Genomic DNA, 26598 nt, shown 5'->3' with positions numbered 1-26598 from the left:
TCCAATTTTTCCATACGTCACCTCCTGACGAGACGTCCCTCCCGAGATACCACCTCGCCGTCCCTGACGGCCGGTCGTCCTCGCACCCAGACGGACGGAATCCCCCTACCTGTCAGAGAGGGGGAACCGTAGTCCGCCCGATCCTCCAGACCGTCCAGGTCCAGCTCGACCATGTCGGCCCTGAAGCCGACCGACAGGAGTCCCCTGTCGTCGAAACCGGCCCTTTGGGCCGGAAGGGACGAAAGCTTTCGAATCGCCTCCGGAAGGGTCAAAAGTTTTTTGCCCTTCACGTAACGATCCAGAACACGGTAGGAACATCCGAAGGTTCTGGGATGAGGACAGCCGGAATAGAGGCCGTCCGTGCCGAAGCACTGAAGGGGATGGACCATTATCCTCTCCACCGAATCCTCGTCGGTGATAAAGTCAATCATGGTCAACGCCTTCCCCTCCTTAGAGATCAGGTCAAAGTAGGAATCGAAGGGATCCTGCCCCCTCATCTCGCCTATCTCCCTCAGAGTCCGACCCAGGAACCTCCGGTTCTCCTCCAGATCGGCACCGGTCAGGATTATCCCGTCCCAGCCCAGCATGGAGTAGACGCCGTCCCAGCCCTCCGGCTCTTCCATCTGTCCTCGGATGTTTCCTCTCTCTACTTTATCATCAAGACGCCGCTTGACCTCGCTAAATCCAAGGGCGAGATACGAGGGGGGCAACAGGCTGTAGAGGGACGTGGACCCGGCCGAATATGGGTATTGATCGAAGGAAACGTCGCAACCTCTCTCGGCGTATCTCTCGATGGTCTCCAAAACCCTGTCCAGCTTATGGCGGTTTCTCTCTCCTCCCACCTTCAGATGGGATATCTGAAGTCTGACCCCGGAGGACTCTGCCGGAGCGAGGATCTCCTCCAGGGACTCAAGTATCCTATCGCCCTCGTTTCTCTGGTGGACCGACACGATGCCGCCTCTGCCGGAGACCGTCTCGAAGAGGGCGGTCAGCTCCTTCGAGTCGGCGTAGCAACAGGGATCGTAGAATAACCCGGTGGACAGGCCAAAGGCACCGGCGTCCATGGCCTCCCGAAGAATGGCGGTCATCTCCTCGATGTCCCTCTCCGATGCGAGGCCGGAACGCCTCTCTCCCATGACGTAGTTCCTCAGAGGCCCGTGAGGCACCAGAAGCCCCAGGTCGAGTCCGTAGGCCCCCGATTCCATCCGGTCCAGCAGCTCGGGGAAGGAGTTCCAGTTCCAGACGTCGGGACCTCTGCCCAATATCCCCGCCACCTCCTGGGCAAGAGAGGCCTTCTCCTCCTCCCTGACAGGGGCCACTCCCACTCCGCAGTTTCCCGCCAGCTCGCAGGTGTAGCCCTGAAGCAGCTTAGGAGACACGTCGGGGTCGGTCATGGCCCTCAGCTCCGAGTGACCGTGAACGTCCACGAACCCCGGGACCAGGGTTTTGCCTGCGAGTTCTATCGTCTCCTCCGCCAGTCCGAGATTCGAACCTATGGCTGCGACGAGGCCGTCTTTAACGGCCAGATCGGCGACGAAGGGATCTCTTCCGCTGCCGTCCACTATGGAGGCCCCTGTAATAAGGAGGTCGAACAAGATGAATCACCCTTCCATAAAAAAACTCGGAGATAGCTTACAAAAGGCCCCCTCTCGAGGTCCTCAAGAGGGGGTCAGGACCTTGATCTAAGCTGACTTTATTTCAGCAATCCGGTCTTGTCGTTGAACTCTCTGATCTTCTCGTCTATCTTGTCCGCCATGCCGTGGATCTCGCCCCAGTAGTTCTCGGCGTCGTACCACTGAGCGTCCAGCTCCTCCATGGACTTGCCCTGCTGCTCCACCCAGGTGTAGTACTTGAGGTCGTGGACCCTCTTTCTGTCCCTGTAGGAAAGTTCCTGCATGTAGTCCACCGAGAGCCCTCTGATGTGCTGGTGGAAGTCCACCGCGGCGTCTATCTCGCCGTAGGGACCGTACTCCTCCTCCATCTCGGCCAGACGGGAGTTGTACAGCTCCATCGAGTCGGTGAGGACGGTCACCAGGACGTCCTTCTCTGTCAGCTCGTAGTACTTGGCCATCTTGATGCAGGATATTATGTTGGCCGCTCCGGAGATCCCCACCAGGTCGAGGGAATCCACCAGATCCTCCGGCACTCCCTTCTTCTTGAGGTAGTCCCTTCCGGCTGGCTCGTTGAACAGCCGGATCCAGGCCATGGAGTCCTCGTCGTCCACGTCGATTATCATGTCGGTGTTCTTAACGTTGTGGACCCAGGGCACGTGCTTGTCCCCTATGCCCTCTATCCTGTGGGCTCCCCATCCGTTCCATAGAAGGGTGGGACACTGAAGGGCCTCGGAGGCGGCTATCTTGCTCGCAGGGAAAAGCTCCTTCATGTAGTCGCCGCAGGCTATGGTCCCGGCGGACCCGGTGGTGAAGGCGCAGCCGAAGTAGCGGTCGTCCTTGCCCATCACCTGCTTCAGCATCTCCTCTATGGCGTTTCCCGTCACGACGTAGTGCCAGAGGGGGTTGCCCATCTCGTCGAACTGGTTGAAGATGACCACGTTGTCCCTGGTCTTCCTGAGCTCCCAGGTCTTGTCGAATATCTCCTTGACGTTGCTCTCCGATCCGGGGGTGGCTATTACCTCTCCGGCCACCTTCTTGAGCCAGTCGAAACGCTCGCGGCTCATTCCCTCGGGAAGAATGGCTATGGACTCGCATCCCAGGAGCTGGGCGTTGTAGGCTCCGCCGCGGCAGTAGTTTCCGGTGGAGGGCCAGACCGCCCTTTGGTTCACCGGGTCGAACTGCCCCGTCACGAGCCTGGGGGCGAGACAGCCGAAGGTCGCCCCTACCTTGTGGGCTCCGGTGGGGAACCACTTTCCCACCAGGGCGAAGATCCTGGCCTTGACCCCGGTGAGTGATTCGGGAAGCTCGACGAAGTTGACCCCGTCGTACAGTCCGCCGTCCTTGACCGGCTCGTTCTTCCAGGTTATTCGAAACAGGTTCAGAGGATCCACGTCCCAGAGTCCCACCGAGCCCAGCTTTTCCTTTATCTTGGCCGGGACCTTCGAGGGGTCCTTCATCTCGGCGAAGGTGGGAATTACGATTTCCTTTTCCCTGGCCCTCTCGACGGCGCTTTCGAGCTGTTTCTCGTTTACGGTGAGGTCTATTATGTTATACGACATCTTTAGACACACTCTCCTCATATTTATGTATTTTTATATTACAAAATAAAATTTATTGGATTACGTCTCTACCGTTTCAACACCTTGAGGAACGACTCCATCGACGGATCCACCGATGTAGGTGCCTCCACCGCTTTTCTGGCCGAGGCCGCGTCCTTGAGTCCGTTTCCCGTCACCACTATGGCGACCGTCTCGTCCGATCCCAGCGTTCCCTGGTCCGCCATCTTCCTGAATCCGGCGAAGGACGTCACGCCGGCTGGCTCTCCGAAGACCCCTGTGGCCCGGGCCAGCTCCGTCATGGCCTCCAGTATCTCCTGGTCCGACACGGTCACGGTGGTCCCTCCGCTGGACCTCACGGCGTTCAGCGCCTTGGCCCAGTTCCTGGGAGCGCCAACCGATATGCTGTCCGCCAAGGTATCGGCGGGACCGAAGGTCACCCTATCCGCTCCGGACAGTACCGCGTCGTGGATGGGACAGGCTCCCTCTGCCTGGACGCCGGTTATGGCCGGAATCCGGTCTATCAGGCCGATCCTCTTGAGGTCCAGGAATCCTTTGTAGAGGCTGCTTATTATGCAGCCGTCTCCGACGGAGGTTATAACCCTGTCCGGGACCTTCCATCCCATCTGCTCGGCTATCTCCATGGCGCAGGTCTTCTTTCCCTCCACCAGATATGGGTTAATGGCGCAGTTTCTGTTGTACCAGCCTTCCGAATCTATGGCCTCTATGGCGAGATTGACCGTCTCCTCGTAGTCTCCCCTGACGGAGAACACCCGGGATCCGTAGACCAGAAGCTGGGTTACCTTGGCCTCCGGCGCGGCCTCGGGAACGAATATCACGCTTTTCAGCCCGGAGACAGCCGCGAATCCCGACAGGGAGCTGGCGGCGTTGCCGGTGGAGGCGCAGGCCACCACGTCCCGTCCGAGTTCCTTCGCCATGGCGGTTGCGACGGCGCTTGCCCTGTCCTTGTACGACGCCGTGGGGTTTCTTCCGTCGTCCTTGACCAGAAGGCGACCTACGCCGTATCTCTCGGCCAGGGCCTTGGAATCGTATAGGGGGGTCCACCCCACCTGAAGTGCCGGGACGGCATCGACGTCCGAAACCGGAAGCAGTGAAAGGTAGCGCCACAGGGACCTGTTCGGATCCCTCGCCAGAGACTCTGCGGTCATGGTCTCCCTGATTTCCTCGTAATCGTAGAGAACGTGCATGGTCCCGTCTATGCCGCAGTCGGGACAGGTGGTGAACTCCGGATCGGGATCGTAGATCTTTCCGCAGATGGCGCACTCAAGCTTTACTGCCTTCCCCACCTGGGATCTCCTCCTTTCGAGCAAGAAACTTCTCGGCTATGGAACCGTAGCATTTACAGCCGAGGGCCAGTTGATCCACCTCTATGTACTCGTCCACCACGTGGGCGAGCTCCCTCCTTGAGGGGCCGAAGACCACCGTGGGGACCGACATGTCTCCTCCATATATACATCCGTTGGTTCCGAAACCGGACCTGTTCGAGAGAACCGGTTCCAGCCCCGCCTCGGCGACGCCGTCCAGGACCATTTCTACGAAGGGATGCTCCGCCTCGATCTCCCAGGCCGGAGCGAATCCCTCGGAGCTTATCATCGCTCCGGTGTAGCAGTGTCCGTCGCCTCCGTCCAGAAAGGCCCGAGCCTTCAAGCCCGGGATATCCCTCATGGCGGAGGAAATGGACGCCTCTATATCTCTCATCACGGACTGGGCGGTCTCGCCGGGAAGGATCCTTCTGTCGAAGGTGCCCCTGCAACGGATGGGCATGGTGGTCCTTACGTCCGCCGGATAGGAGTGAAGGCTGGTTAGAGTCATGGTAGCCTCTCCGAAGAAGGGGTCCACCTTTGGAACGTAGTCCTCCTTGAGCCGGGAGACCAGTCGGACCATCATGTCAGCCGAGCTGTTGTCCCCCATGGAGCTGTGTTCCATACGGCCGAAGGTCTCTACCGCTATGGAGGCCCTTCCCCTCTGCCCCCGTTCCACCGTCAGGTCCGACGGCTCTCCGGACACTACCCCGTCGGGCCTCACCCTCTCCGCCACCAGTTTGGAGGCGGCCCTCTCGAAGCTTTCCTGGTGCACCATGGCGGCCATGACTGCCCTGCCGCAGAGTAAATCTCCCCTATCCTGCTTCAGCCAGGCCAGGGCCAGCACCATGGCGGCCAATATGCCCTTCTGATCGGTGGCACCCCGACCGTAGATCCGACCCGATTCGACCCGGCCCCCGAAGGGATAATGGCGCCACTCTCCCGGGTCTCCCGACTCGGCGTGATCCATCTGGGCCTCCAAGAGCAGAGTTGGACCGGGAGAACCGAAGTCCACCGTGCCTATCAGGCTGCCGTAACCGTCGACCTGGACGGAGTCGTAACCCAGGGACACCATGACGGACCGCAAAAAGGCGGCGATCTCGCCCTCCCCTCCGGAGGGGCTGGGATATCTAACCAGCCCCTGACAGAGTTGGACCAGATCGTCCCGTCTGGCTTCGTCCATGGACATCACCTCCTTTTACAGGATACACCGAGCGTTATCAGTATCAATAAAGAAAAGATAATCCAATCCATCAGGTTGTCCTATATATAAAGCGTTCCGATCGAGATTGGAGTATTATTATAGGAAGAACCTATTTCCATCTGAGGAGGGACGACAATGTCGCTACATCAACTTAGGACTTTCTGCACCCTGGTGGAGGAAGGATCCTTCACCAGGACAGCCGAAAGGCTATATCTGTCTCAGCCCTCGGTGAGCCAGCATATCGCGACTCTGGAAAAAGAGTACGACGTCGTCCTCTTCAACAGGAGGGGAAGGAGCCTGTCCCTCACCCCCGAGGGGAACGCCCTCTACACACTGGCGCTGGACGTCCTCCAGAGAGCCGATTCCATCCCGGGAAAATTCAGGGAGATGCAGGCAATGAGATACGGTAAACTGGAGCTCGGGGTGTCCACCTACGTGGGGACGATGGTCCTTCCCTCTCTGGTGGAGGCGTTCAGAAACGAGCATCCCGACGTGGCCATGACTGTACAGACCGGAAACGACCCGGACATACAGGAGATGCTCCGAAGAGGAGAGATAGAGATAGCCATACTGGAGGGGAACGCCAGGACCTTCAACGACAAGGACCTGAAGACCTTCACAATAGGAGAGGACCATATAGTCCTGGTGGCGTCGAAAGACCATCCCCTCGCAACTCTGCCGTCGGTGACCCCCTCCCACCTGAACGAGGAACAGCTTATACTCTACGAGAAGGACTGCTCCCTCTGTCCCTTCGTACAGGAGTATCTGATGGAACAGAGGGTGGGACAACACAGGGGCACCTTCGTCAACAGCAGGGACGTGGCCAGGGCCTTCGTCAAGGCCGGCGTGGGAGTCGCTTTCATAAACCACGGCACGGTTGCGGAGGACCTGAGAAAAGGGGATCTGGTATCCCTATCTATAGAAGGATTGGAGATGAAGAGAATAGACGTGGTATGTTTCTACAGACAGTCTACCGGGTTGAGTTTCGCCGGCTGGGCCTTCAGGAGAATACTGGAAAAGAGGGCGGCGCTATGAATTACTGCACGTCGGATCAGGTTCACGTAACGGTGGAAATCCCCCCTCTGGACGAGAATATCGAGACGAAACTCAGGGTCTATTCGGAAATCCTGGCTCGATGGTCCTCCGACAAGGTCAGGCTAACGGGCCCCAAGGACGAGGATACCATTTGGAAGGACCACGTCAGAGACTCCCTTTTCGCACTGGAGCTCCTGCCCCATTCCGGCAGGGTCGTCGACGTGGGAACGGGAGGCGGGCTTCCGGGGCTCGCCTGGGCAATATGCCGCCCCGACCTGGAGATAACCCTTCTGGACAGCCAGAGCAAGAAAACCGGAGCTCTGGAGTCAATAGTATCCGAGTTGGAGGTAGAGAACGTCTCGGTCATATGGGGACGGTCGGAACAGCTGGCCCTGGAGGAAAGGGAGGTATACGACATGGCGGCGGCAAGAGGGGTCAGCGAGGCCGGCATAGTGGCAGAGTACCTCTCCCCCCTCGTGAAGTTAGGGGGCACCGCTCTGTCCATAAAAGGTCCGGGATATCGGGAGGAGCTGGCAAAGATAAAGGGACGGTGGGATCTTTTGGGGCTGGACTATCCCAGGATATTCGACTACGTAAACGGAGAACGTCAGGGATTCCTGTTGGCGTTCCGAAAGAAATCCCACTGTCCGGAGGTCTACCCTAGACGGCCGGGCAAGGCGGAGAAAAAACCCTGGTGGGAGGCGAAGAGATGATCACCATAGCCGTGACGAACCAAAAAGGCGGAGTAGGAAAAACGACCTGTTGCGTCAACCTGTCGGCGGAGCTGGGAAGGCTGGGACATAGGGTACTGGTGGTTGACACCGATCCCCAGGGCAACTGCTCCAGCGGATTGGGACACGACAAGGGGGACTCCCCCAAGAGCCTCTACGACATACTTATCGACGACTCCGAGGTACAGGACGTCGTCGTGGAGACCCCATGGGAAGGGGTCTCCCTGGTCCCAGCCAACATAAACCTGGCCGGAGCGGAGGTAGAGCTTTCCTCCGCCATAAGCAGGGAGTCCAGGCTGAAGGGGGCTTTATCCACGGTGGACGACCTTTACGACATAGCCATAGTGGACTGCCCACCGTCCTTGGGGCTTCTTACCGTCAACGCCCTGGTCGCGGCAAAACGGCTATTGATCCCCATTCAGTGCGAGTACTACGCCCTGGAGGGAGTCGGCCAGCTGGCCAGGACGGTGGACCTGGTAAGACAGTACCTGAATCCAAACCTCAACATGGACGGGGTCGTGCTTACCATGTTCGACAGCAGGACCAGATTGGCCAACGACGTCGTAACTGAGGTAAGGGAGGGATTCGGCAATGCCGCTTTCGAGACCCTGATACCCCGAAACGTCACCCTGTCGGAGGCGCCCAGTTACGGCAAACCCATAAGCTACTATCAGGAAAACTGCAAAGGAGCCCTGGCCTACAGGGATCTGGCAAGAGAGGTGGAAGGCCGATGGCTCAAAGAAGATCTTTAGGCAAGGGACTGGACGCCCTGCTCCCCAAGGACGTGACCCCTTCGATACCCAAGACCCTCCCGGTCAAGGAGCTCAAACCCAACCCGGATCAACCGAGAAAGGACTTCGACGAAGAAGGCATAGGGGAACTGGCCGCTTCCATAAAGGTACACGGCATCCTTCAACCTCTGCTGGTCACGAAAAAAGACGGCGGATACATGATAGTCGCAGGAGAAAGACGATGGAGGGCCGCCAGAGAGGCCGGGATCAAGGACGTGCCGGTTCACATGTTCGACGGAGACGACGGAGCCATACTGGAGGTCTCCCTGGTGGAGAACGTACAGAGAGAGGATCTGTCGCCGGTCGAGGTAGCCATGTCCCTCAAGGAACTGATGGATCGTTTCTCCCTGTCTCAGGACAATCTGGCGGAGAAGGTGGGTTGGAGCCGTCCGGCGGTGGCGAACAAGCTCAGACTGTTGAAACTTCCGACGGAGGTATTGAGACTGATATCCGAGGGCACCCTATCGGAGAGACACGGGAGAGCGCTCCTGTCCCTGGACTCCAGCGAGTCGATGATAAAGATGGGAGACACCGCGGCGGAAAAAGACTGGACCGTTCGGGAACTGGAAAAAAAGGTCGCCGAAGCCACTAAAGACCTCCCCAAGGAAAAACGGATAAAAAGAGTCCCTTCCTGGGGAGAAAGCCTCTCTCGACACGACGTCGGGGTATCCATGACGGGAAGAGGAAGAAAGATGAAACTCATCCTCTCGGGACTGAACAGAGACCAGATAGAGAGGATAGGCGATATACTCTCCCGCGAAAGCGACCGTTTATTTCCCGGGAAATAAAGGAGGCCCTTCTCCATGAGACAGAAAATAGACCTAAGCGACCTGGTCGTCTTCGGCAAGATAGTCTCTCTGGCGTTGTTGTTCGGAGGATACGTGCTCATGGGCCTCTATTTGGGGAGATATCTACTGAGACAGGGCTACCCCGACTGGACTCTGTCCGCCTGCACGATCGGGGGGACCTTTGTCGGCATCCTCCACGGGATCTACGGCGTAAGGGATGTACTGAACAAGAGAGACGGGAAAAAGGGCTAGATATTTCCCGGGAAATATCCGGCGATCAGGAGGACCTACTATTATGAAGAAGATATTCGCACCCTGGCGTGCCGCCTATATCCAGAGCGGAGAAAAACCCTCGGGATGTATATTCTGCGTTTTTCCGGCACAGGAAGACGACGAGGAGAACCTTATCCTCTTTAGAGGGGAAAGCTGCTTCGTCATACTTAACAGATACCCATACAACTCTGGGCATTTAATGGTGGTCCCGTACAGGCATACCTCCGAATACGGATCCCTGGACCCCATGGAGGTGGCGGAGATGCACCGTCTTACCTCCACCTCCATGGACGTGATAAAGAGGACGATGAACCCCGAGGGATTCAACCTGGGCATAAACATAGGCAAGGTAGCCGGTGCGGGGGTCGCCGATCACGTACATATGCACGTGGTTCCGAGGTGGAACGGGGACACCAACTTCATGCCGGTGATGGGAGACGTAAGGGTGGTCCCCCAATCGCTGGAGGAGACATACAGGATATTCAAAGAAGCATGGCCCGATTAGAGGACAGATACGTCAGGATAATAAAGGAAGGACGGTTCTCCCTGAAGGAGAGGAGATCGGAGTTCATAGCTACGGCGGTGCCGGCCGATACGGTGGAGGAAGCCAAGGAGGCCATAGAGTCTATATCGAAGAAGTACTCCGACGCGAGACATAACTGCTGGGCCTACAGGGTCGGATTTCCAAAAACGACGGAACATTGCTCCGACGACGGCGAACCCTCGGGGTCGGCTGGACGTCCTATACTGGGGGCGGTAGTAAAGGCGGACCTCTACGATCTGGCCATAGTGGTGACCAGATATTTCGGCGGGGTGAAGCTGGGGGTCAGAGGACTGATAGACGCCTACTCCGCCTCCGCTCAGGGAGTTCTGGAGACCTGTCCCAGAGAGGAGAGGACCGTCACCGAACCTCTAGGTTTCACCGTCGGATACGAGGGCTACGGAGACTGTCTCCACCATCTGACAGCTCTGGGAATACCGGAGGAAAACGTGGCGCCGTCCTTCGGGGAGAAGGTCTCGGTAAAGGTGGAAATCCCCATCTCCCTGCTGGGTAGGGCGGAAGAGACCATGGAGGACCTCAGACTCAGAGGGATAATAGAGGGATGGGAGAGCCTTTGAGGTCCTCCCATCCCTTTTTAGGACACCTCTAAAAACGCACTTCCGAGTTTCCTCGGAGAGGTCATTTCGGCTCCGCCCTGTCTCGCCCGAACGTATTCCCGACCTGCCTGTTTCGTACGAATCGCCTCGGAGGGCACGTCCTGTGCCCCCTCGGCTTGGGGCGACGTCCTGTCGCCCCATCCGTACTACACGACGGCCGGTCGGGAATACGGGCTCGAACGGGCTCTGCCGAAACGACCTCTCCGAGGAGTGTTTTTTTATAGATGCCTTTAGTCAAATAAGATCAAGATCTTCGTCGCCCTGTATTTCCCAAAAATCAGGCCTTGAAGTCTCCCCATCTGCCGTATCTGACCACGGAGCTGTCGACTCCCTCTCTGGCCGGAACGGACTCGGCACCGTAGCCGAAGACCCCTATTCCCTGGACCTCCACATGGGAGGGAACCTCCAGAACCGACCGGACCTGTCCTTCCTTGGGATCCCTTCTATAGACCCCGAACCAGAAGGAAGCGAGATCGAGCGAGGTGGCCTCTATAAGCATGTTTTCCAGGGCTGCGGAGCAGTCCTCCAGCCATCCCAGGCTTCCATCGGGATAATCGGACAGATCGGCACAGACCGCCACGGCGAAATCGCACTCCTTGAAGGGCTTGCCCTGAGACAGGACGTTTCCGAGATCGTCCAGTATCTCCCTGTCGTCCAGCACCAGGAACCTGAAGGGCCTCAAATTTTTCGCGCTGGGTGCCGAGGTTGCGGCTGCTATCACCGCATCCTTCTTCCAGCTTTCGACCGGCTTATCCCTGTCGAAAGCCCTGACGCTTCTGCGAGACAGCATCACTTTAAGCATATTCATGAATATCACGTCCTTTCGATATCATTTTCCAGGAAAGGAGGTCTCGAAGCAATGACACACGACAACGAGGGGATTTCCCTTAGAAAGATAGGCTCCACCGACCTTCTCTACCTTCTGGACGAAATATCCGGCCGAACAGATCAGGCCTCCATGGCTCTAACCGAAACAGTGAGGGAGGAACTTAAACGTAGAGACGGAATAGGATTGAACAATAGAAAAACATAAAATCAAACAAAACGAGTTTCACTTATCTTTCTTTTTCTCTTTCTATTGCATTCGCCAAAAGGAGATGTATAATCCGAGCTGTAAAAGATCCTAAATACGTCTCCAAAAGAGGTGTTTTCTGTGAATATGTTCAAGGCTATGTTTTTGATATTCGCGTTGTTCTCTCTCTGTGCTATAGCCCCAGGCTGGGTAGGTGCGGTGGACTCCCGAGAGTTTCAGTCGATCCATAAACTTGCGAAACAGGGAGATTCGGAGGCTCAGAGGGTACTTGGAGAGGCCTATTCCGCCGGTTATCTGGTCACCGCCGACAGGGATCAGGCTCTCAAGTGGCTGAGCCTATCGGCCTATCAGGGCAACGCTACCGCTCAGATGAGTCTGGCCTCTCTCTACGCCAAAATGGGGCAAAAGGATAAGGCGGAGCATTGGCTGGAGACAGCGAAGAGAAACGGCTGCATAGGTGCGGCCAGATCGATATCGGAGATGGGGCTCAACAGCCTGTAGTTTCCTAAAAAACCGGGATGTTTCCCGGGAAACACGACGAAGGAGGGGACCCAGTTTTGGGTCCCTTCCTTCGTCGTTTGTGACGGAAATCTCTAAAGGTCATATCTAAAAACGCTACTTCTCGGAGAGGTCGTTTCGGTGGAGCCCGTTCGAGCCAGTCTTTTAGGCCTGCCGCAGTGTGGTTTCAGCCTATCTCTTCCAAGTACCGGGGAAAAAGAGCATCACTACCGTGAATATCTCTAGCCTGCCGAGCAGCATACACAGAGAGAGGAGCCATTTGCCCGGAGCGCAGATCCAGTGATAGTTTTGGGTGGGACCTACCATTCCCAGACCGGGGCCGATGTTGCCGAGTGTGGCTGCTACGCTGGATATAGCCGCCGTAAGGTCCAACCCCATGGCGGCCATGGCAAGGGTCGCCAGAGCGAAGAGCACGATGTAGAGGATAAAGAAGGCCGTAACCGAGGTTATGACGTCGTCCCTGAGCACCGTTCCGTTGAGCCGGATCTTTATCACCTGTCTGGGATGAAGAAGCCTCTTTATCTCCATGCCCACCCTCCGCAGGATGACCATTATCCTGACGTTCTTCATCCCACCTCCGGTGGAACCGGCACAGCCCCCTACGAACATCAGAAGGAGCAGAAGAAACCGACAGTATTGGGGCCACAGGTCGAAGTCCGCCGTGGCATAACCGGTTGTGGTTACTATGCTGACCACCTGAAAGGCCGCTTCCCTCAGAGCCCTCTCCGCCGAGGCGTATCCTCCGAAGACCAGAAGAGAGAGGGTTATCGTAACGGTGGAAAACAGAATTACCTTGGTGTAGAACCGAAATTCCTCGTCCCTCCAGAGGCTGAGGGGCTTCCCTCTAAGAGCCATGTAGTGCAGAGTGAAGTTAGCCCCGGCCAGGAACATAAAAATCGTTATGACCCAGTCGAAATAGGGGTTCCCGTACTGTCCGATGCTGCCGTTGAGTGGGGAAAATCCCCCAGTCGCCATGGTACCGAAGGTGTGGGTCAGGGATTCGAACAGATCCATTCCACCGGCCGCCAGGGCCAGCACCTCGGCGCCGGACAGAAGGACGTAGACCCCCCAGAGAAGCACGGCCGTCTGCTGAACCCTGGGGGTGAGCTTCTCCGGGGTGGGACCGGGAACCTCTGCCTTGAAGAGCTGCATTCCCCCTACCCCGATAAAGGGAAGGATGGCCAGGCTCAAAACTATGATCCCCATTCCACCTAACCAATGGGTCAGACTGCGCCAAAACAGGATCCCCCTGGGATTTGACTGTATATCGGTCAAAATGGACGCTCCCGTGGTGGTGAAACCCGACATGGCCTCGAAGAAACCGTCCGTGTAGGTATCAACCGACCCGGCGAAGTAGAAGGGCAAGGCTCCTACTGCCGAGGCCAAAACCCAGGAAAGGGTGACCACGGCGAAGGCCTCCCTTATTCCCAGCTCCTGGTAGTCCTCTCCTCTTCCCGCCAGGTAGAGAGCCGCTCCCGATATAAATCCTACAGCTATGGCGGCCAGAAACGCCCTGATGTCGTTGGAACCGTCCTTCAGGCTCCAGTAGAGAGGCCAGGTCATGGAGAGGGATACTATGGCGCAGAGCAGGCCAAGCACCCTGGATACCAGACCGAATCTCATCCCTGTATCCCCAAAATCCTGAGAGCCCTGGGCAGAAGATCCCCCGTGGCGAAGATGGAGACCGTGTCGTCTTCTTTTATGACCATGTCCCCTCTGGGAAGTATGATGTTCCCCTTCCTGTTGACCATGGCGAAGAGGACCCCCTTGGGAAGTCCCACTTCCATCAGCTTCTTGCCCACCACCGGGCTGTCCTCCGGTATCGTAACCTCCAGCATCTCCGCTCCTATCCTGTCTATGAGGGACAAAGACCCCGCCGTCTCCGGATACCTGACGTGGCGGAGTATCAAGGAGGCCAGGGATTCGTTGGGGTTCACCACCGAGTCTATGGGCATGTCCTCGGCCAGCCTGGAGTAAAGCTCCTTATGGACCACCGCAACGGTCTTTCTGGCCTTCATACTATCGGCCAGAACGGTCAGAATCATGTTGAGCTCGTCCGAGTCGGTGGTGGCTACGAAACCGTCGATGTCCTCTATTCCCTCGTGAAGGAGCAGTCTCTCGTCCGTTCCGTCTCCGAAAAGGACCGTGACCTTTGGCATCTCCTCCGCCAGCTTGTCGCACTTCTCCCTGTTCTTGTCCAATATCTTTACGTCTATGCCGGGATATCTCCTGACCAGCCTCCTGGCCAGATGGGCTCCAAGTTTTCCTCCTCCTACTATCATCACCCTGCGGAGTCCCTTGCCGCTGGAGGGATGGAACAGCTCCTGAAGATGAAACACCCTGTCCTTGAAGGAGACCATGAAACACAGATCCCCCTCCATTGCCACCCAGTCGCCGGAGGGGACGAATCCCTTGTTTCCCCTCTCGACGTAAACCATAACGGCGGAGAGATTAGGGTACTCCTGTCCCACCTCGCTGAGGGTCATCCCAACTATGGGAGAGTCGGATCCGACCCTGAAGGCATAGGACCCGGCCTTTCCGTCGAACAGCTCCGTGGCGTGAACCGCGGCGCTGACCGCCAGAAGATCGTCTATATCCCTGGCGACGGACCTCTCCGGAGAGTTCATGACGTCTATGCCGAGGAATGTGGCCCATTGGGGAGTATCGGTATACTCCATACCTCTGGCCCTGGAGATGACCCTCTTGACGCCGCATCTCTTGCCCACCCAGCAGGCCATTATGTTTACCTCGTCCCTGTCGGTACAGGCCACGAGAAAATCTACGTCGCATCCGGCCTTTATTCCGGCCTGTTCCAAAACCGGTGGACGGGATCCGTTGCCTATAACCACCGACACGTCAAGCTCGTTCTCCACCTTGGATCCGACCTCGATATCTCTCTCCACGACGACTATATCGTGTCCCTCCAACGACAGGCTTCTCGCTATGGAATAGCCCACGTTTCCGGCTCCAACTATCACTACTTTCATGACGGCCTCCAAGACAAACGTTTTATAGAACAACCTATCACACAACGTATGTCACTTTATAGTAGGGGTGGAAAAAAAGCAAACCCGGCGGATATCCACCGGGTTTGCCGTCATAACCGTCTATCCCTCACTCATCTATCCACCAGTCGACTCAGCTGGCTCAGGGTGGAATCCACATCCTCCTCGGTGTTGAAATAGCCGACGCTCAACCTCAAAGCTCCCTGTGGAAAACTCCCCAAGGTCTTATGGGCGAGAGGGGCGCAGTGAAGTCCAGGTCTGGTCTCTATCCCCAGATCGGCCAGTTCCCCCGCCAGGGTTCCATTGTCCACACAATCGAAGTTGACGGCGAACACCGGAAGCCTGCTTTCCATATCGGAAGGACCGTGAAACTTTATCCCCTTAATGTGGACAAGTCCCTTGAGAAGCCTCTCTCCGAGCTCCATTTCCCTGCTGTGGATAGCGTCTATCCCAGTCTTCTCTATCCACCTAACTGCGGCCAGAAGCCCGGCTATGGCAGGTAGGTTGGGGGTTCCCGCCTCGAATTTATCGGGCATCCTCGTTGGCTGATACTCCTCGTCGGAAAAGCTTCCTGTGCCTCCCTCAACGAAGGGGGAGCATTTTTCGGCGAAGGAGGGCTCCCAGACTATGCCCCCTATCCCCTGAGGCCCCATCAGTCCCTTGTGGCCGGTGAAACACAGGGCGGAGAGACTCAGATCGGACGCCGATATGTGGATAACTCCTGCGGTCTGGGCCGTATCGAGGACGAAGGGAATGCCTTTGTCTCTACATATGTCCCCAACCGACTTAACGTCCTGTATAACCCCACATAGGTTGCTTCCATGGGCCATTACCACTAGATCTATGGTCTTGCTTTCGATCAACAGCTCCAGAGACCTTGGATCCAGCCTTCCTCGATCATCGCATTCAATTATTTCCAAATTAACCCCGTTTTTTTCCAGAGCCCTAAGAGGACGGACCACGGCGTTATGCTCCATCGATGTAGTAGCCACTGTCATACCCGGACGCAGATATCCCTTCAGGACTATGTTCAACGATTCGGTTACGTTTGACGTGAAGGTGACGTATCTGGGATCGCCGTCACGATATCCACAAAACAGGTCCGCCAGAGCCTCTCTGCACTCCATGACCATGTCCAGAGTATCCACATCCCTCTTAGCCGCAGCCCCTCTGGCCAGGTTGGCTCCTCTGCCTGTCATGAAATCGAAAACCGCTCTGGGAACGCACTCCGGCTTGGGCCAACTTGTGGCGGCGTTGTTCACATATACGGACATAATGATACCTCTTCTCATAATAAGTATTACTATATATTATTCACAAAAAAGAGCTCCTGTAAAGGGATTACATCAACCGTCCACTATGCACATGAAACCCCGGTCCTGTTGTATCATAGGGTGCTTGTGCTCCGGATTTGAGAAAACAGTTTATCCACCAAAGTGGACAACCTGTGGATAAACCACAAAGCCTCATGGGATGTGGATCTGGAAGCTTGGTCAAATTGAGTGGATAACTATCCACAATCCGTAACGCCACTGAAACAGCCACTTCTCTTTTTTCACAGGCTGTTGTAGGATAACTGTGGATATGTGGATAACTTTTGTGGACGAAAATATTACCCTTCAGAGGTGAATTTTGTGAAAGACGTGGAAAAACTATGGCAAGACATCGTCGCGGCATCTACGCCTAAACTTCCGGACGGAACGGTAGACGTGTGGCTGAAGACCTGCGTCCCCCTCTCCATAGAGGACGAGGTTCTTTTGCTGGACGTAGCCAACGATTTTATAAAGGTGCAGATCCAGAACCGCTTCCAGAAAATACTGGAGGATACAATGAGGGATCTCGGTTACGGAGACGGACTTAAACTGAACGTAGGAACAGGAGAAAACAGAAAGGAACAGGAGAGGGCCGAGAAGACAATAAAACCCGAATCGCATGGAAAGGTCAACGGACTCAACCCCAACTACCTGTTTTCCTCCTTCGTCGTCGGCAAATCCAACAGGCTGGCCCACGCCGCTAGTCTGGCAGTCGCCGAGAGCCCTGGAGCCGCCTACAACCCCCTGTTTATATGGGGAGGGGTAGGACTAGGGAAGACCCATCTTATGCACGCTATAGGGCACCATGCCCTTCAAAACGACAGGAATCTCAAGGTAGGCTACGTCAGCTCGGAGAAGTTCACCAACGAGCTCATAACCAGCATAAAAAACAACAGAACCGCCGAGTTCAGGGCCAGATACAGGACCATGGACCTCCTGCTGATAGACGACATACAGTTTCTCGCAGGGAAGGAAAGCACCCAGGAGGAGTTTTTCCACACATTCAACAGCCTCCACGACGGTAAGAAACAGATAGTACTGAGCTCGGACAGACCTCCCAAGGACATAAAGTCCATAGAGGACAGGTTGGTCAGCCGTTTCGAATGGGGTCTGGTGACGGACATACAGTCGCCGGACTACGAGACCAGGATAGCCATACTCACTAAGAAGGCAGAGTTCAGAAATTACCCCATGCCGGAGGACGTAATAAACTACCTGGCCCAGAACGTACCGAGCAACATAAGGGAGCTTGAGGGGGCCCTCAACAGGGTTATAGCCTGTGCGGAGCTCAACAGCGAGCCGGTCACGGTGGAAAACACCTCGGAATGGCTCAAGGACATAGTGAGACATACCTCCAAGGGACCGGTCAGCATAGACCTTATACAGCAGATCGTCGCGGAGGAATGCTCCTTCACGGTGGAGGATCTCACCAGCAGCAAGAGGACCTCGGAGATAGCCCTGGCGAGACAGATAGCCATGTTCATATGCAGAAAACACACGGAGAGCAGCCTTCAACAGATAGGATCGGCCTTCAACAAGAAGGACCATACTACGGTTCTCCACGCCCAGAAGAAGATAGAGCAACTTTTACAGGACAACGCCAGAGTGAAGGGAATTGTGGATAACATCGAGTCTAAGCTGTGAAATCACAGTGGGACTCCATGTGGATAACTCGACCTTTCCGCTTATTCACAAAAATCCTGTGGATAATGTGAATAACGATCCTCCGATCCGACACAGACTTATCCACAGTGGACAACTCACGGCGACAAGGGATCGAGAGGGATATCCACTTATACACAGCCTATACTACGACGACTGCTTATAACTAAATAATAAAGACCATAGAAGAACACAGAGGGAGGACTATCCACGATGAGACTCACCATAGACAAAACCGCCTTTATGAAGAGCTGGAACGTAGCGGAAAGGGTCGCGGCACAGAAGAGCACCCTTAGCGTGTTGTCCGGAATACTCTGTACTGCTGAAAATGGAAACGTAACTCTACAGGCAACGGATCTTAAGACATCCGTCAAGGTCAAGTCGGAAGGGATCACGGTAGACGAACCGGGAAAGGCCGTCCTTCCCGTAAAGGTCGTCGGAGAGCTCTTCAAGAAGGCTCCCACTTCCATATTTACGGTCGAGGTGGCGGAGGGAGGAACCGGAACCCTACTCTCCGGTAGAAACAGATACCGTTTCACCACCTATCCCGCCGACGACTTTCCTCCTCTCCCCTCTCCGGAGGGAGCCTCTTCCTTCTGCGTACTGGGAAAGAGCGAGCTGCACAGGATCCTGGACGAGGGAGGCATAGCCGGAAGCATGGGGGAGGAATTCCCCAAATACCTTGGAGCGGAGCTCCTTCAGGTCAAATCCGGAGAATGCCACTGCGTGTCCACCGACGGCAGAAGGCTCTCTCTGTCCAAGGCCTACGTCGACAAGGAAAGCCCGGAACAGGATATGTTGCTGCCTCTGGCGTCGGTGAGGGAATTTCTGAGGATACTCTCCGGTCTTGGGGAGGAGCTTCAGGTGAACGTATCGGTAGACGGCGCTCTGGGCTATTTCCGACTGGACTCTCTGGAGTTCTCGGTGAGAAGGGTGGATTCGTCCTTTCCCAACTACGAGAGGATACTGAGCCCCAACACCACCACCACGTTGGACGTCGATAGATCCCAGTTCATATCTGCTCTGGAGAGGGTCGACGTGGTGGTCAGGGACCACAGTCGGATGGTCGTCCTGATACTGTCGCCCGGAGGGGACCTGAAACTCTCGGGAAGGGCCCCTGAGATAGGCGAGGCCACCGAGATAGTGGACGGAATGATAAAGGGCGAGTCCCTCAAGGTAGCCTTCAACGTCGGCTTTCTCATAGACGGACTGAAGGCCTTCCACGGAGACAAGGTATCCCTCTCCTTCAACGGCCAAGAGGGGCAGATGATGATGCTCAGGCCCAACGAAAGCGATTTTCTCTACATGCTTATGCCCATAAAGCTCAAGAGCGCCGACCTGGACGGTCTGGACGACGGCGGAGACGACCTATAGGACATCGTGTTCTTCTCCGAGAGCGGAACCAGAAACTTCAGAAACCTCGAGACCGGAAGGATAAAGTGGGATAAAAAGCTCAACCTCCTGATAGGTCCAAACGGAGCGGGCAAGACCAATATTCTCGAAAGCCTTCACATTCTCACGGGATGGGGACCGTTCAAGTCTCTAAGGAAATCGCCTCTTCTGAACTGGGATTCCGACGAGTCCAGGGGATTCCTGGAGGGGACCTTCGGAGGCGAAGAGGACGTCCTGGTGCAGTCCTCGGTCACGTCCCGATGCGCCATGAAATGTGACGGAAAAAGGAGTAACTGCGCCTCCATAAGGTTCAGGGTTCCGGCTCTGGCCTTTCTGCCGGGGGACCTGGCACTCATAGAAGGAGGTCCGTCGGTCAGGAGGAGGTTTCTGGACGTCCTCTGCGCACTTCTATACCCGGTCTACGCCCTGAAACTTACAGAGTACAGACGGGCGGTCAGACACAAGAGGGCTCTTCTGTCCGAGGGCAAAAACACCGAGCTTATCGACTCGGTAATGGCTCCTATGGCGGAGTGGATATGGACCTGCAGGGAAAAGGCCTCCCTGGCCGTGACCATGGGACTGGACAGCTTCTCCGACCTTCTTCCGGGACCGATAGATCTGGCCCTTTCGAGAGGGGGCGTGGATCTTTCCAGAAACCCTTCCGGCGGATATGTAGAGGGAGTCCGGTCCAGAAGACGGTCCGAGATCGGCTCGGGACGGCCTCTGGTGGGGCCTCATAGGGACGATCTGACGATAGAGGCCTCCGGTATGGAGGCGTCTTCCAGATTCAGCAGAGGTCAGAGAAGACGGACCTCTCTGGCTATGGTGATGGCGGCGGGATGGGCCGTGGAGAGAAAGCTGCGGCGGTCTCCCATATTGCTGCTGGACGAGGTGGCCTCGGAGCTGGATCGATCCGGCAGGGACATAACGGTAGAGACCCTGGTCTCCTCTGGGTGGCAGATATTCGCAGCCACGGCCGAGGACGACCTTATTAGCTGGCCCGGATCTCTATGGACCGTGAGGGAAGGGCGTATAACCAGACGGGAGGAATGAAAATTTGAGATTGAGGTATATAAAGGCTCTGACAGCTACGATAATCACCCTGACTTTAACTACACCGGCTTTCTGCGCCGTCGAATCGGTCTGGGGAATTCCGGCGGGATCGGCCTTCGATACGGTATCGTCCGCTCTGTCCGACAGGGGATGTTCTATGATCCTGGACCAGTCGTCTCTAGACTTCGGCCGGGCCAGGGAGGTCCTATACAGAGGAGACTTCTTCGGCAGGCCCTGCATGGTCCGGGTATATTTCGAGGGCGGAAAGATGAAGACCTTCCGTCTCTGTTTCCTTAATAAAGACGTTCTGACGAGCGGAGACGCCGATGGCGCCATGTTTGGGAACTACTCGGATCTGACCCTCAAACTTCGTTCTAAATACGGCTACGATAGGGAGATAGTATCCCACGGAGGAGGGGAGACCCAGACCTGGAACGTCGACGGAACCAGGATAGTCCTCGCCTGCGACGGGCGATCCGTCTCGGGTCACACCACCACCCTGACCTATCTTTTCGAGGAGGACGGATCGGTCAAACCATGACGAATAAAGTATACGACGTGATAGTTGTCGGAGCGGGCCACGCCGGATGCGAGGCCGCCTTGGTAGCCGCCAGAATGGGCCACGACACGCTCCTTTTGAACCTGTATCTGGACAACATAGCCCTGATGCCGTGCAATCCCTCCATAGGCGGCCCTGCAAAGGGACATCTGGTCAGGGAGATATCCGCTCTGGGAGGGGAACAGGCCAGGGCGACGGATCGCTCGGCCTTGATGATGAGATGGCTCAACACCTCCAAGGGACCTGCCGTAAGGGCCCTCAGGGCCCAGTGCGACCTCCACGATTACCACTGGCACTACCGCGAGGTGATAGAGAGCTGTCCCCGTCTGGAGCTGCATCAGGACACGGTGGTCGGTCTGATAGTCGAGGGGGATCAGGTCAAGGGAGTCGAGACTCTGTACGGCCTCTCATACCACGCCAGATCGGTGATACTGACCACAGGGACATATCTGGACGGAAGGGTCCACATAGGCACGGTCAACTTCTCGTCAGGGCCTCTGGGACAGATTCCGGCCCACGGACTGGGCGAGAACCTCTTGAAGCTGGGATTCCGCATGGGAAGGCTCAAGACCGGCACCACCCCCAGGGTCCACTCGGACTCCATCGACTGGAGCGAACTCCAGATCCAGGAGGGCGAGGAGGAGCCTCAGTCCATGGACCTGTGGGACGAGCCGGAGGTATATCGCCACATAACCTGCGGCGTAGGAAAGACCAACCTGGACACCCACAGGATAATAACGGAGAACCTGGACAGGTCGCCGGTGAGCTCCGGAACCATAACGGGAACCGGACCGAGATACTGTCCCTCCATAGAGTCCAAGGTTATGCAGTTTCCCGATAAGGAAAGTCACACCGTATTCTTCGAGCCGGTAGCTCGGGGATCCAAGGAGATATACCTTCAGAACTTCTCCACCAGCCTGCCCTACGACGTCCAGATAGAGATGACCAGAACCCTTCCGGGATGCAGGGAGGCCAGGATAATGAGGGCCGGCTACGCCATAGAGTACGACTATATGGACCCGACCCAGCTCGCTCCCTGGCTGGAGACAAAGGCTATAAAGGGTCTCTTCTGCGCCGGACAGATAAACGGCACCTCCGGCTACGAGGAGGCCGCTGCCCAGGGTCTTATGGCCGGTATAAACGCCGTTCTCAGGCTCAGGGGGGAGCCCTACTTAGTATTGGGCCGCCACGAGGCCTATATAGGGGTCCTGATAGACGATCTTGTCACCAAAGGTACCAGAGAGCCTTATCGTATGTTGACCAGCCGCTGCGAACACAGGCTGCTCATGAGACACGACAACGCCGACAGAAGACTCTCCGGCATAGGTAGAAAACTAGGTCTTCTGGACGACGGCAGATGGGAGATACTGGTCGAACGGTGGCGGAATACGGATCGAGAGATAAAAAGACTGGGATCCACGAGGATAAAGCCGTCGGAGGAGATAAACTCCGATCTTGCCTCCATAGGAGAGGCCCCTATGGACAGGTCCCTCACGGGAGCGGAGCTCCTGAAACGCCCCGGCGTCGATTACGACTTCCTGTCTCGACATATACCCTCCGGAGAGGATCTGGAGGGACACATACGTCGGAGGGTGGAGGTCGAGATCAAATACGCCGGTTACGTAGCGAGACAGGAGAGATCCGTTAAGAAGTTCGAGAGGATGGAGGCGTTGACCATTCCTGACGATTTCGACTACAGATCGATGAAGGGCATGTTGGCAGAGAGCCTGGAAAAACTCGAGAGGATCCGTCCTAAGACCCTGGGACAGGCCAGACGCATATCCGGGGTAACCCCTACGGACCTGCAGCTTCTGTCCCTGGCCCTGTCGGTCAGGAGACGGAGAGATGGCGCGGCGTAGATCCCGTCCCGAGCTTCTGAGGGGCCTGCTCTCCGGCAGGCTTCCTCCGGGGTTGTCCACGGCACTGTCCATATCGGAGGTGGACAAGGAGTGGTCCTCCATAGTTGGGTCCGTCCTTGGTCGTAAGAGCAGACCGGTAAGTCTGGACAGAGGGACCTTGGTGGTGGCCTGCGAGAGTCCCGGGGTGGCCAAGATGATATCGATGAAGGCAGGTACGGTGGCCTCCTCGGTGGAGAAAAGATGGCGTTTGGGGGTAAAGTCGGTGAGAGCCGTGGTTGCCAGGATAGAGGCCAAGAGGGATATTCCCGAGTCGAAGCCTGCCAGGATAATACCCTCGGAGAGATCGGTGAAGGCATGCCTCAGCTACACGTCCGATAAGATAGACAGAGAGGACGTGGCAGAGGCTCTGGCCAGACTGATGGCCACGTATATGAAGCGTTTTCCCGAAAAGGAGGAATGAAGTCGTGATGCGTTTTATTTTCTCCCTTTTTATGCTGTTTTTCCTATCCTCATCATCTGTATCCTTCGCTTATCAGGGGGATTACGGAGATAGGTTCGACGATATGGTGGAGTCCATGCTTTTCAGAGACTCCGCCATGGAGACTGCCGAGGCTATCAGGGATAAACTCGTATCAGAGGCTCCCGAAATGGACGAAATCGGTCTTTGGAGGCTACTTTGGACCGGCGACGAAAGGAGCCGATGTTCCGCGGCCATGGCGATAATAGACAGAATTTTCCCGGAGGGAGATCCGTCCAGATGGGAGGATATATCTGGTTTCGTGCTGCCACAGGAGATCCCCCGTGTGCTGATAGCGCTGGACGGATTTTACGTCGCCCTGACCTGTCTGGCCCATATGGAGGACGGAATGGGACTGGCAGGGCTGCTTCTGGAGTTGATGGCTGACTCTCCCAGAGGAAGATATCTTTACATAGTCAACCCACCGGAGGAGATGGCTCCTGTAATAGAGAAAGTAGCTTCCTCCGTAGGCCTCATAGGCGACTGGAGTCCTTTAAGGACCTGGGGGCATCTACCAACGGCTTCGCCTGTCAGAGGCTATATTTCCTCCAACAGGGCCCTGTCCGAGGAAATGCAGTTTCTCGATAACTGGGGAACCCCTAGATCCAACGGACCGTATTGCTGGGACCGTGTAAAGGGAAAAATCTACAGGATCAAGGATCCGGACGATCCTTTCTGGATAATAGGAGGTAAATAGACATGTTTCCCGGGAAACATGAGGATAGAAGGTTCAAGACGGCTCATTTCGAGGCGATCTGTTCACTGGCTCTAACCGCTCTTTATTTTTTATGGTGGTACGGTTTCGCCTACCACGGTACCGATTCCGGGCCGGAAGGCTACCATTATTTCATGGGGCTTCCTGGGTGGTTTTTCTTCAGCTGCGTGTTGGGGCCCTTCCTCTTTTGCTTCATAGCCTGGGCCATGGTGAACCTCCTGTTCAAGGAAGTCAGCCTCGCTCCGAAGGAGGAAGACGATGGAAGGGGTTAACGTATCCGTAGTGATCCCCGTAGCCCTCTATTTGATAGGAATATACGCGATGGCGGTCTACTGCAACAGGAGGCTGTCGAGCTCGGATAACTTCATGGAGGAGTACTTTATAGGAAGTCGCGGCATGGGAGGCTTCGTCCTGGCCATGACGCTGGTGGCTACCTACACCAGCGCCAGCAGTTTCATAGGAGGTCCGGGAGTTGCCTATAAAATGGGGCTCGGATGGGTCCTCTTAGCCATGATCCAGGTCCCTACGGCCTGGCTGACACTGGGAGTCCTGGGGAAGAAGTTCGCCATAGTGGCCAGGAGGATAGGGGCTGTGACGGTCAACGACCTTCTCAGGGCCAGATACGAGAGTCCCGCTGTGGTCATAGCCGGATCGGTCAGTCTGCTGGCTTTCTTCGTGGCAGCCATGACCGCCCAGTTTATAGGGGGGGCCAGGCTCTTTCAGGGCATGACCGGTCTATCCTACAACACGGGACTGGCAATATTCGCCGTTACCGTGGTAGTGTATACAACAGTTGGGGGTTTTAGGGCGGTGGCTCTTACCGACGCTCTCCAGGGGGTTGTCATGATAGTAGGGACAACGGCCCTGCTCTTCGGCATAGTGTCCATGGGAGGAGGTATGGAGAAGGTCATAGCCACTTTGAGGAATATAGACCCGGACCTGATAACCCCTCACGGGCCGGACGGATTCATATCCAAGCCCTTCATACTTTCCTTCTGGGTGTTGGTATGTCTCGGAGTGGTCGGTCTGCCCCACACCGCAGTAAGATGCATGGGCTACAGGGATTCGAGATCCATGCACGGAGCCATGGTGATAGGCACCTTCGTTTTAGCCTTTGTCATGTTGGGGATGCACCTCTGCGGGGCTCTCGGTAGGGCCGTGGTGCCGGGGATAGACGTGGGAGATACCATAATGCCCATACTGTCCCTGAGGGTGTTGCCTCCGGTGGTGGCGGGAATATTCCTGGCCGGCCCCTTGGCGGGGGTCATGTCGACAATAGACTCCCAGCTGATATTGGCATCTGCCACCATAGTGAAGGATATATACGTGAACTACGTCTCTCCAGAATCGGTACGCTCCGAGAGAGGCATAAAAAAGGTCCGAATAATGAGCCTTGCCGCCACGGCAATGATAGGTACGGTGGTCTTGCTGGCGGCTTTCAGGCCTCCGGAGCTGATAGTGTGGATAAATATCTTCGCCTTCGGTGGAATGCAGGCCGCCTTTCTATGGCCTCTGGTTTTGGGACTCTACTGGAAAAGGGCTAACGGAAAGGGAGCTTTGGCCTCGATGGTTACAGGGGTGATTACCTACATATCGATGGCCTCCACGATGAAGAGCTTCATGGGGATGAACGTAATTATACCGACGTTGCTGGTGGGGCTCGTGGCCTTCGTCCTGGTCAGTCTGTTGTCGAAGAGGCCGAATGATTCGGTTATCGATCTGTTCTGGATGGAGTGATACGGCTTATTTTAGGCGGTTTTCCTCGAATTTCCTGTACCTGCGGAGGTTTCTGGATATCCTTCTCCAGTAGACCTCGAGGGAGCCGCCGTAATATCTTCCCAGAGCTGTCTTCAGGTCGTCGTTTGCCTTTATGTATCTGGACAGCAGAATGCATCCCGCCTTTATCCCCAGGGATGGATCGTGGAGGTCGTCGTCTGACTTGAATCCGTAGGGCGATAGCAGGTCTCTGTGTACCCTCCAGGTAACCTGCATGACACCCAGTGAACCGTGGGAGCTCTCGGCCTGGGGGTTGAAATGGCTCTCCGTGTTGGCCACAGCTACAGCTATGTCCAGCGGTACTCCGTAGAGGCTGCTGTATCTGAGAAAGGCGACGGCCTCCTCCATCGCCACGGAGTGGGGGATTTTCTTGTTCTGACCGATTATATAGGACGCCAGGACGGTGGATTCCTCGGCGGCGGACCTTATTATAGTCCGGCAGGCCATGACGGACTCCCTGACTGTATCCGATCCCGGGATGTACAGTTCTCTCGACCTTGCGTTCTCGAAGGCGGAGGCGGACCGTGTGAATCTGTCCGATATGTCGACATCGACAAACTCTCCCTGAAGCTCAAGCTTCAGCAGAGAGAGGACAACGACAACTATCGATGCCGCCAGTACCAGCATCGCTATGTTCTTTTTCATCTTGACGTCCATACTGTACCACCCCAATGGAATTATACATGACTAAAAGGGATGGAATCAAATAGGGCGTCTCTAAAAC

General features: G+C 56.0%; 27 protein-coding genes. 18 read left to right on the top strand and 9 right to left on the bottom strand.

Annotated features, from left to right (window positions below):
* Positions 1 to 17: 17 nt before the first annotated feature.
* From L2W58_RS04315 to L2W58_RS04300, 4 genes are all read right to left on the bottom strand, one after another.
* Complete coding sequence (locus tag L2W58_RS04315) at positions 18 to 1595, bottom strand: N-acyl-D-amino-acid deacylase family protein (protein WP_236101794.1); 1578 nt, start codon at positions 1593 to 1595, stop codon at positions 18 to 20.
* Between the two features lie 98 nt (positions 1596 to 1693).
* Positions 1694 to 3172, bottom strand: coding sequence for a pyridoxal-phosphate dependent enzyme (locus L2W58_RS04310; RefSeq protein WP_236101792.1), 1479 nt, complete (start codon positions 3170 to 3172; stop codon positions 1694 to 1696).
* A 68-nt stretch (positions 3173 to 3240) separates the two neighbouring features.
* Entirely contained in the window at positions 3241 to 4476 is a 1236-nt protein-coding gene (locus L2W58_RS04305; RefSeq protein ID WP_236101790.1) for a threonine synthase, read from the bottom strand.
* Positions 4454 to 5674, bottom strand: a complete 1221-nt coding sequence (locus L2W58_RS04300) for a M20/M25/M40 family metallo-hydrolase (RefSeq protein WP_236101788.1) — start codon at positions 5672 to 5674, stop codon at positions 4454 to 4456. The genes L2W58_RS04305 and L2W58_RS04300 overlap by 23 nt, the downstream gene beginning before the upstream one ends.
* A gap of 156 nt (positions 5675 to 5830) precedes the next feature.
* On the opposite strand from L2W58_RS04300, the gene L2W58_RS04295 reads away from it, so the two are divergent.
* From L2W58_RS04295 to L2W58_RS04265, 7 genes are read left to right on the top strand one after another with little or no spacing between them, the layout of a single operon-like run.
* Positions 5831 to 6730, top strand: coding sequence for a LysR family transcriptional regulator (locus L2W58_RS04295; protein WP_236101786.1), 900 nt, complete (start codon positions 5831 to 5833; stop codon positions 6728 to 6730).
* Positions 6727 to 7443: a 16S rRNA (guanine(527)-N(7))-methyltransferase RsmG gene (gene rsmG, locus L2W58_RS04290; RefSeq protein ID WP_236101784.1), complete on the top strand. Its 717-nt coding sequence runs from the start codon at positions 6727 to 6729 to the stop codon at positions 7441 to 7443. The genes L2W58_RS04295 and rsmG overlap by 4 nt, the downstream gene beginning before the upstream one ends.
* The gene (locus tag L2W58_RS04285) at positions 7440 to 8213 is read left to right on the top strand and encodes a ParA family protein (RefSeq protein WP_236101782.1); all 774 of its coding nucleotides are present in this window, start codon (positions 7440 to 7442) and stop codon (positions 8211 to 8213) included. Before rsmG ends, L2W58_RS04285 begins: the two co-directional genes overlap by 4 nt.
* Positions 8192 to 9040 carry a ParB/RepB/Spo0J family partition protein gene (locus L2W58_RS04280; protein WP_236101780.1) on the top strand — a complete coding sequence of 283 codons (849 nt, stop codon included), beginning with the start codon at positions 8192 to 8194 and terminating at the stop codon, positions 9038 to 9040. The genes L2W58_RS04285 and L2W58_RS04280 overlap by 22 nt, the downstream gene beginning before the upstream one ends.
* Before the next feature lie 15 nt (positions 9041 to 9055).
* Positions 9056 to 9292 carry a hypothetical protein gene (locus tag L2W58_RS04275; protein WP_236101778.1) on the top strand — a complete coding sequence of 79 codons (237 nt, stop codon included), beginning with the start codon at positions 9056 to 9058 and terminating at the stop codon, positions 9290 to 9292.
* A 43-nt stretch (positions 9293 to 9335) separates the two neighbouring features.
* Positions 9336 to 9818: an HIT family protein gene (locus L2W58_RS04270; protein WP_236101776.1), complete on the top strand. Its 483-nt coding sequence runs from the start codon at positions 9336 to 9338 to the stop codon at positions 9816 to 9818.
* Positions 9806 to 10432, top strand: a complete 627-nt coding sequence (locus L2W58_RS04265) for an IMPACT family protein (RefSeq protein ID WP_236101774.1) — start codon at positions 9806 to 9808, stop codon at positions 10430 to 10432. The genes L2W58_RS04270 and L2W58_RS04265 overlap by 13 nt, the downstream gene beginning before the upstream one ends.
* 316 nt (positions 10433 to 10748) lie before the next feature.
* Here L2W58_RS04265 and L2W58_RS04260 read toward each other — a convergent pair whose 3' ends face one another.
* On the bottom strand, positions 10749 to 11279 hold the full coding sequence (locus tag L2W58_RS04260; RefSeq protein ID WP_236101773.1) for a nitroreductase family protein: 531 nt from the start codon (positions 11277 to 11279) through the stop codon (positions 10749 to 10751).
* A gap of 51 nt (positions 11280 to 11330) precedes the next feature.
* On the opposite strand from L2W58_RS04260, the gene L2W58_RS04255 reads away from it, so the two are divergent.
* Together L2W58_RS04255 and L2W58_RS04250 are read left to right on the top strand one after the other, a co-directional pair.
* Complete coding sequence (locus tag L2W58_RS04255; protein WP_236101772.1) at positions 11331 to 11504, top strand: hypothetical protein; 174 nt, start codon at positions 11331 to 11333, stop codon at positions 11502 to 11504.
* 126 nt (positions 11505 to 11630) lie between these two features.
* A complete protein-coding gene (locus tag L2W58_RS04250) occupies positions 11631 to 12005 on the top strand; it encodes a tetratricopeptide repeat protein (protein ID WP_236101987.1) in 375 nt (124 codons plus the stop codon).
* A gap of 189 nt (positions 12006 to 12194) precedes the next feature.
* Here the strand turns inward: L2W58_RS04250 and L2W58_RS04245 are convergent, their stop codons facing one another.
* The 3 genes from L2W58_RS04245 to L2W58_RS04235 form a co-directional block, all read right to left on the bottom strand.
* On the bottom strand, positions 12195 to 13646 hold the full coding sequence (locus L2W58_RS04245; RefSeq protein ID WP_236101771.1) for a TrkH family potassium uptake protein: 1452 nt from the start codon (positions 13644 to 13646) through the stop codon (positions 12195 to 12197).
* Entirely contained in the window at positions 13643 to 15010 is a 1368-nt protein-coding gene (gene trkA, locus L2W58_RS04240) for a Trk system potassium transporter TrkA (protein ID WP_236101770.1), read from the bottom strand. The genes L2W58_RS04245 and trkA overlap by 4 nt, the downstream gene beginning before the upstream one ends.
* A 131-nt stretch (positions 15011 to 15141) precedes the next feature.
* Entirely contained in the window at positions 15142 to 16302 is a 1161-nt protein-coding gene (locus tag L2W58_RS04235; RefSeq protein WP_236101769.1) for an aminotransferase class V-fold PLP-dependent enzyme, read from the bottom strand.
* 360 nt (positions 16303 to 16662) lie between these two features.
* Between L2W58_RS04235 and dnaA the strand changes: the two genes are divergently transcribed.
* From dnaA to panF, 9 genes are all read left to right on the top strand, one after another.
* Entirely contained in the window at positions 16663 to 17985 is a 1323-nt protein-coding gene (gene dnaA, locus L2W58_RS04230; RefSeq protein ID WP_236101768.1) for a chromosomal replication initiator protein DnaA, read from the top strand.
* A gap of 231 nt (positions 17986 to 18216) precedes the next feature.
* The gene (dnaN, locus tag L2W58_RS04225) at positions 18217 to 19377 is read left to right on the top strand and encodes a DNA polymerase III subunit beta (RefSeq protein ID WP_236101767.1); all 1161 of its coding nucleotides are present in this window, start codon (positions 18217 to 18219) and stop codon (positions 19375 to 19377) included.
* Positions 19378 to 19383: 6 nt separating this feature from the next.
* Entirely contained in the window at positions 19384 to 20448 is a 1065-nt protein-coding gene (gene recF / locus L2W58_RS04220; RefSeq protein ID WP_236101766.1) for a DNA replication/repair protein RecF, read from the top strand.
* A gap of 4 nt (positions 20449 to 20452) precedes the next feature.
* The gene (locus L2W58_RS04215) at positions 20453 to 20989 is read left to right on the top strand and encodes a hypothetical protein (RefSeq protein ID WP_236101765.1); all 537 of its coding nucleotides are present in this window, start codon (positions 20453 to 20455) and stop codon (positions 20987 to 20989) included.
* The gene (gene mnmG, locus L2W58_RS04210; protein ID WP_236101764.1) at positions 20986 to 22866 is read left to right on the top strand and encodes a tRNA uridine-5-carboxymethylaminomethyl(34) synthesis enzyme MnmG; all 1881 of its coding nucleotides are present in this window, start codon (positions 20986 to 20988) and stop codon (positions 22864 to 22866) included. Before L2W58_RS04215 ends, mnmG begins: the two co-directional genes overlap by 4 nt.
* Positions 22853 to 23326, top strand: coding sequence for a DciA family protein (locus L2W58_RS04205; RefSeq protein ID WP_236101763.1), 474 nt, complete (start codon positions 22853 to 22855; stop codon positions 23324 to 23326). The genes mnmG and L2W58_RS04205 overlap by 14 nt, the downstream gene beginning before the upstream one ends.
* A gap of 4 nt (positions 23327 to 23330) precedes the next feature.
* Entirely contained in the window at positions 23331 to 24080 is a 750-nt protein-coding gene (locus tag L2W58_RS04200) for a hypothetical protein (protein ID WP_236101762.1), read from the top strand.
* 2 nt (positions 24081 to 24082) lie between these two features.
* Positions 24083 to 24370, top strand: a complete 288-nt coding sequence (locus L2W58_RS04195; protein WP_236101761.1) for a YhdT family protein — start codon at positions 24083 to 24085, stop codon at positions 24368 to 24370.
* Positions 24357 to 25835, top strand: coding sequence for a sodium/pantothenate symporter (gene panF, locus L2W58_RS04190; RefSeq protein WP_236101760.1), 1479 nt, complete (start codon positions 24357 to 24359; stop codon positions 25833 to 25835). Before L2W58_RS04195 ends, panF begins: the two co-directional genes overlap by 14 nt.
* A 6-nt stretch (positions 25836 to 25841) precedes the next feature.
* On the opposite strand, the gene L2W58_RS04185 is transcribed toward panF, so the two are convergent.
* Positions 25842 to 26531 (bottom strand): transglycosylase SLT domain-containing protein, encoded by a 690-nt coding sequence (locus L2W58_RS04185; protein WP_236101759.1) that lies wholly within the window; start codon positions 26529 to 26531, stop codon positions 25842 to 25844.
* Positions 26532 to 26598: the final 67 nt, after the last annotated feature.

Origin of the sequence: Dethiosulfovibrio faecalis (assembly GCF_021568795.1) — a bacterium.
Lineage (GTDB): Bacteria > Synergistota > Synergistia > Synergistales > Dethiosulfovibrionaceae > Dethiosulfovibrio > Dethiosulfovibrio faecalis.
This window is presented reverse-complemented; position numbering and strand designations above follow the sequence as displayed.

Bases quoted from the DNA above. Each gene is read 5' to 3' on its own strand.
- L2W58_RS04310 (WP_236101792.1), bottom strand. From the start codon at position 3,172: ATGTCGTATAACATAATAGACCTCACCGTAAACGAGAAACAGCTCGAA.
- L2W58_RS04300 (WP_236101788.1), bottom strand. From the start codon at position 5,674: ATGGACGAAGCCAGACGGGACGATCTGGTCCAACTCTGTCAGGGGCTG.
- L2W58_RS04295 (WP_236101786.1), top strand. From the start codon at position 5,831: ATGTCGCTACATCAACTTAGGACTTTCTGCACCCTGGTGGAGGAAGGA.
- rsmG (WP_236101784.1), top strand. From the start codon at position 6,727: ATGAATTACTGCACGTCGGATCAGGTTCACGTAACGGTGGAAATCCCC.
- L2W58_RS04285 (WP_236101782.1), top strand. From the start codon at position 7,440: ATGATCACCATAGCCGTGACGAACCAAAAAGGCGGAGTAGGAAAAACG.
- L2W58_RS04280 (WP_236101780.1), top strand. From the start codon at position 8,192: ATGGCTCAAAGAAGATCTTTAGGCAAGGGACTGGACGCCCTGCTCCCC.
- L2W58_RS04275 (WP_236101778.1), top strand. From the start codon at position 9,056: ATGAGACAGAAAATAGACCTAAGCGACCTGGTCGTCTTCGGCAAGATA.
- L2W58_RS04270 (WP_236101776.1), top strand. From the start codon at position 9,336: ATGAAGAAGATATTCGCACCCTGGCGTGCCGCCTATATCCAGAGCGGA.
- L2W58_RS04265 (WP_236101774.1), top strand. From the start codon at position 9,806: ATGGCCCGATTAGAGGACAGATACGTCAGGATAATAAAGGAAGGACGG.
- L2W58_RS04260 (WP_236101773.1), bottom strand. From the start codon at position 11,279: ATGAATATGCTTAAAGTGATGCTGTCTCGCAGAAGCGTCAGGGCTTTC.
- L2W58_RS04255 (WP_236101772.1), top strand. From the start codon at position 11,331: ATGACACACGACAACGAGGGGATTTCCCTTAGAAAGATAGGCTCCACC.
- L2W58_RS04250 (WP_236101987.1), top strand. From the start codon at position 11,631: ATGTTCAAGGCTATGTTTTTGATATTCGCGTTGTTCTCTCTCTGTGCT.
- L2W58_RS04245 (WP_236101771.1), bottom strand. From the start codon at position 13,646: ATGAGATTCGGTCTGGTATCCAGGGTGCTTGGCCTGCTCTGCGCCATA.
- trkA (WP_236101770.1), bottom strand. From the start codon at position 15,010: ATGAAAGTAGTGATAGTTGGAGCCGGAAACGTGGGCTATTCCATAGCG.
- L2W58_RS04235 (WP_236101769.1), bottom strand. From the start codon at position 16,302: ATGTCCGTATATGTGAACAACGCCGCCACAAGTTGGCCCAAGCCGGAG.
- dnaN (WP_236101767.1), top strand. From the start codon at position 18,217: ATGAGACTCACCATAGACAAAACCGCCTTTATGAAGAGCTGGAACGTA.
- mnmG (WP_236101764.1), top strand. From the start codon at position 20,986: ATGACGAATAAAGTATACGACGTGATAGTTGTCGGAGCGGGCCACGCC.
- L2W58_RS04205 (WP_236101763.1), top strand. From the start codon at position 22,853: ATGGCGCGGCGTAGATCCCGTCCCGAGCTTCTGAGGGGCCTGCTCTCC.
- L2W58_RS04195 (WP_236101761.1), top strand. From the start codon at position 24,083: ATGTTTCCCGGGAAACATGAGGATAGAAGGTTCAAGACGGCTCATTTC.
- panF (WP_236101760.1), top strand. From the start codon at position 24,357: ATGGAAGGGGTTAACGTATCCGTAGTGATCCCCGTAGCCCTCTATTTG.
- L2W58_RS04185 (WP_236101759.1), bottom strand. From the start codon at position 26,531: ATGGACGTCAAGATGAAAAAGAACATAGCGATGCTGGTACTGGCGGCA.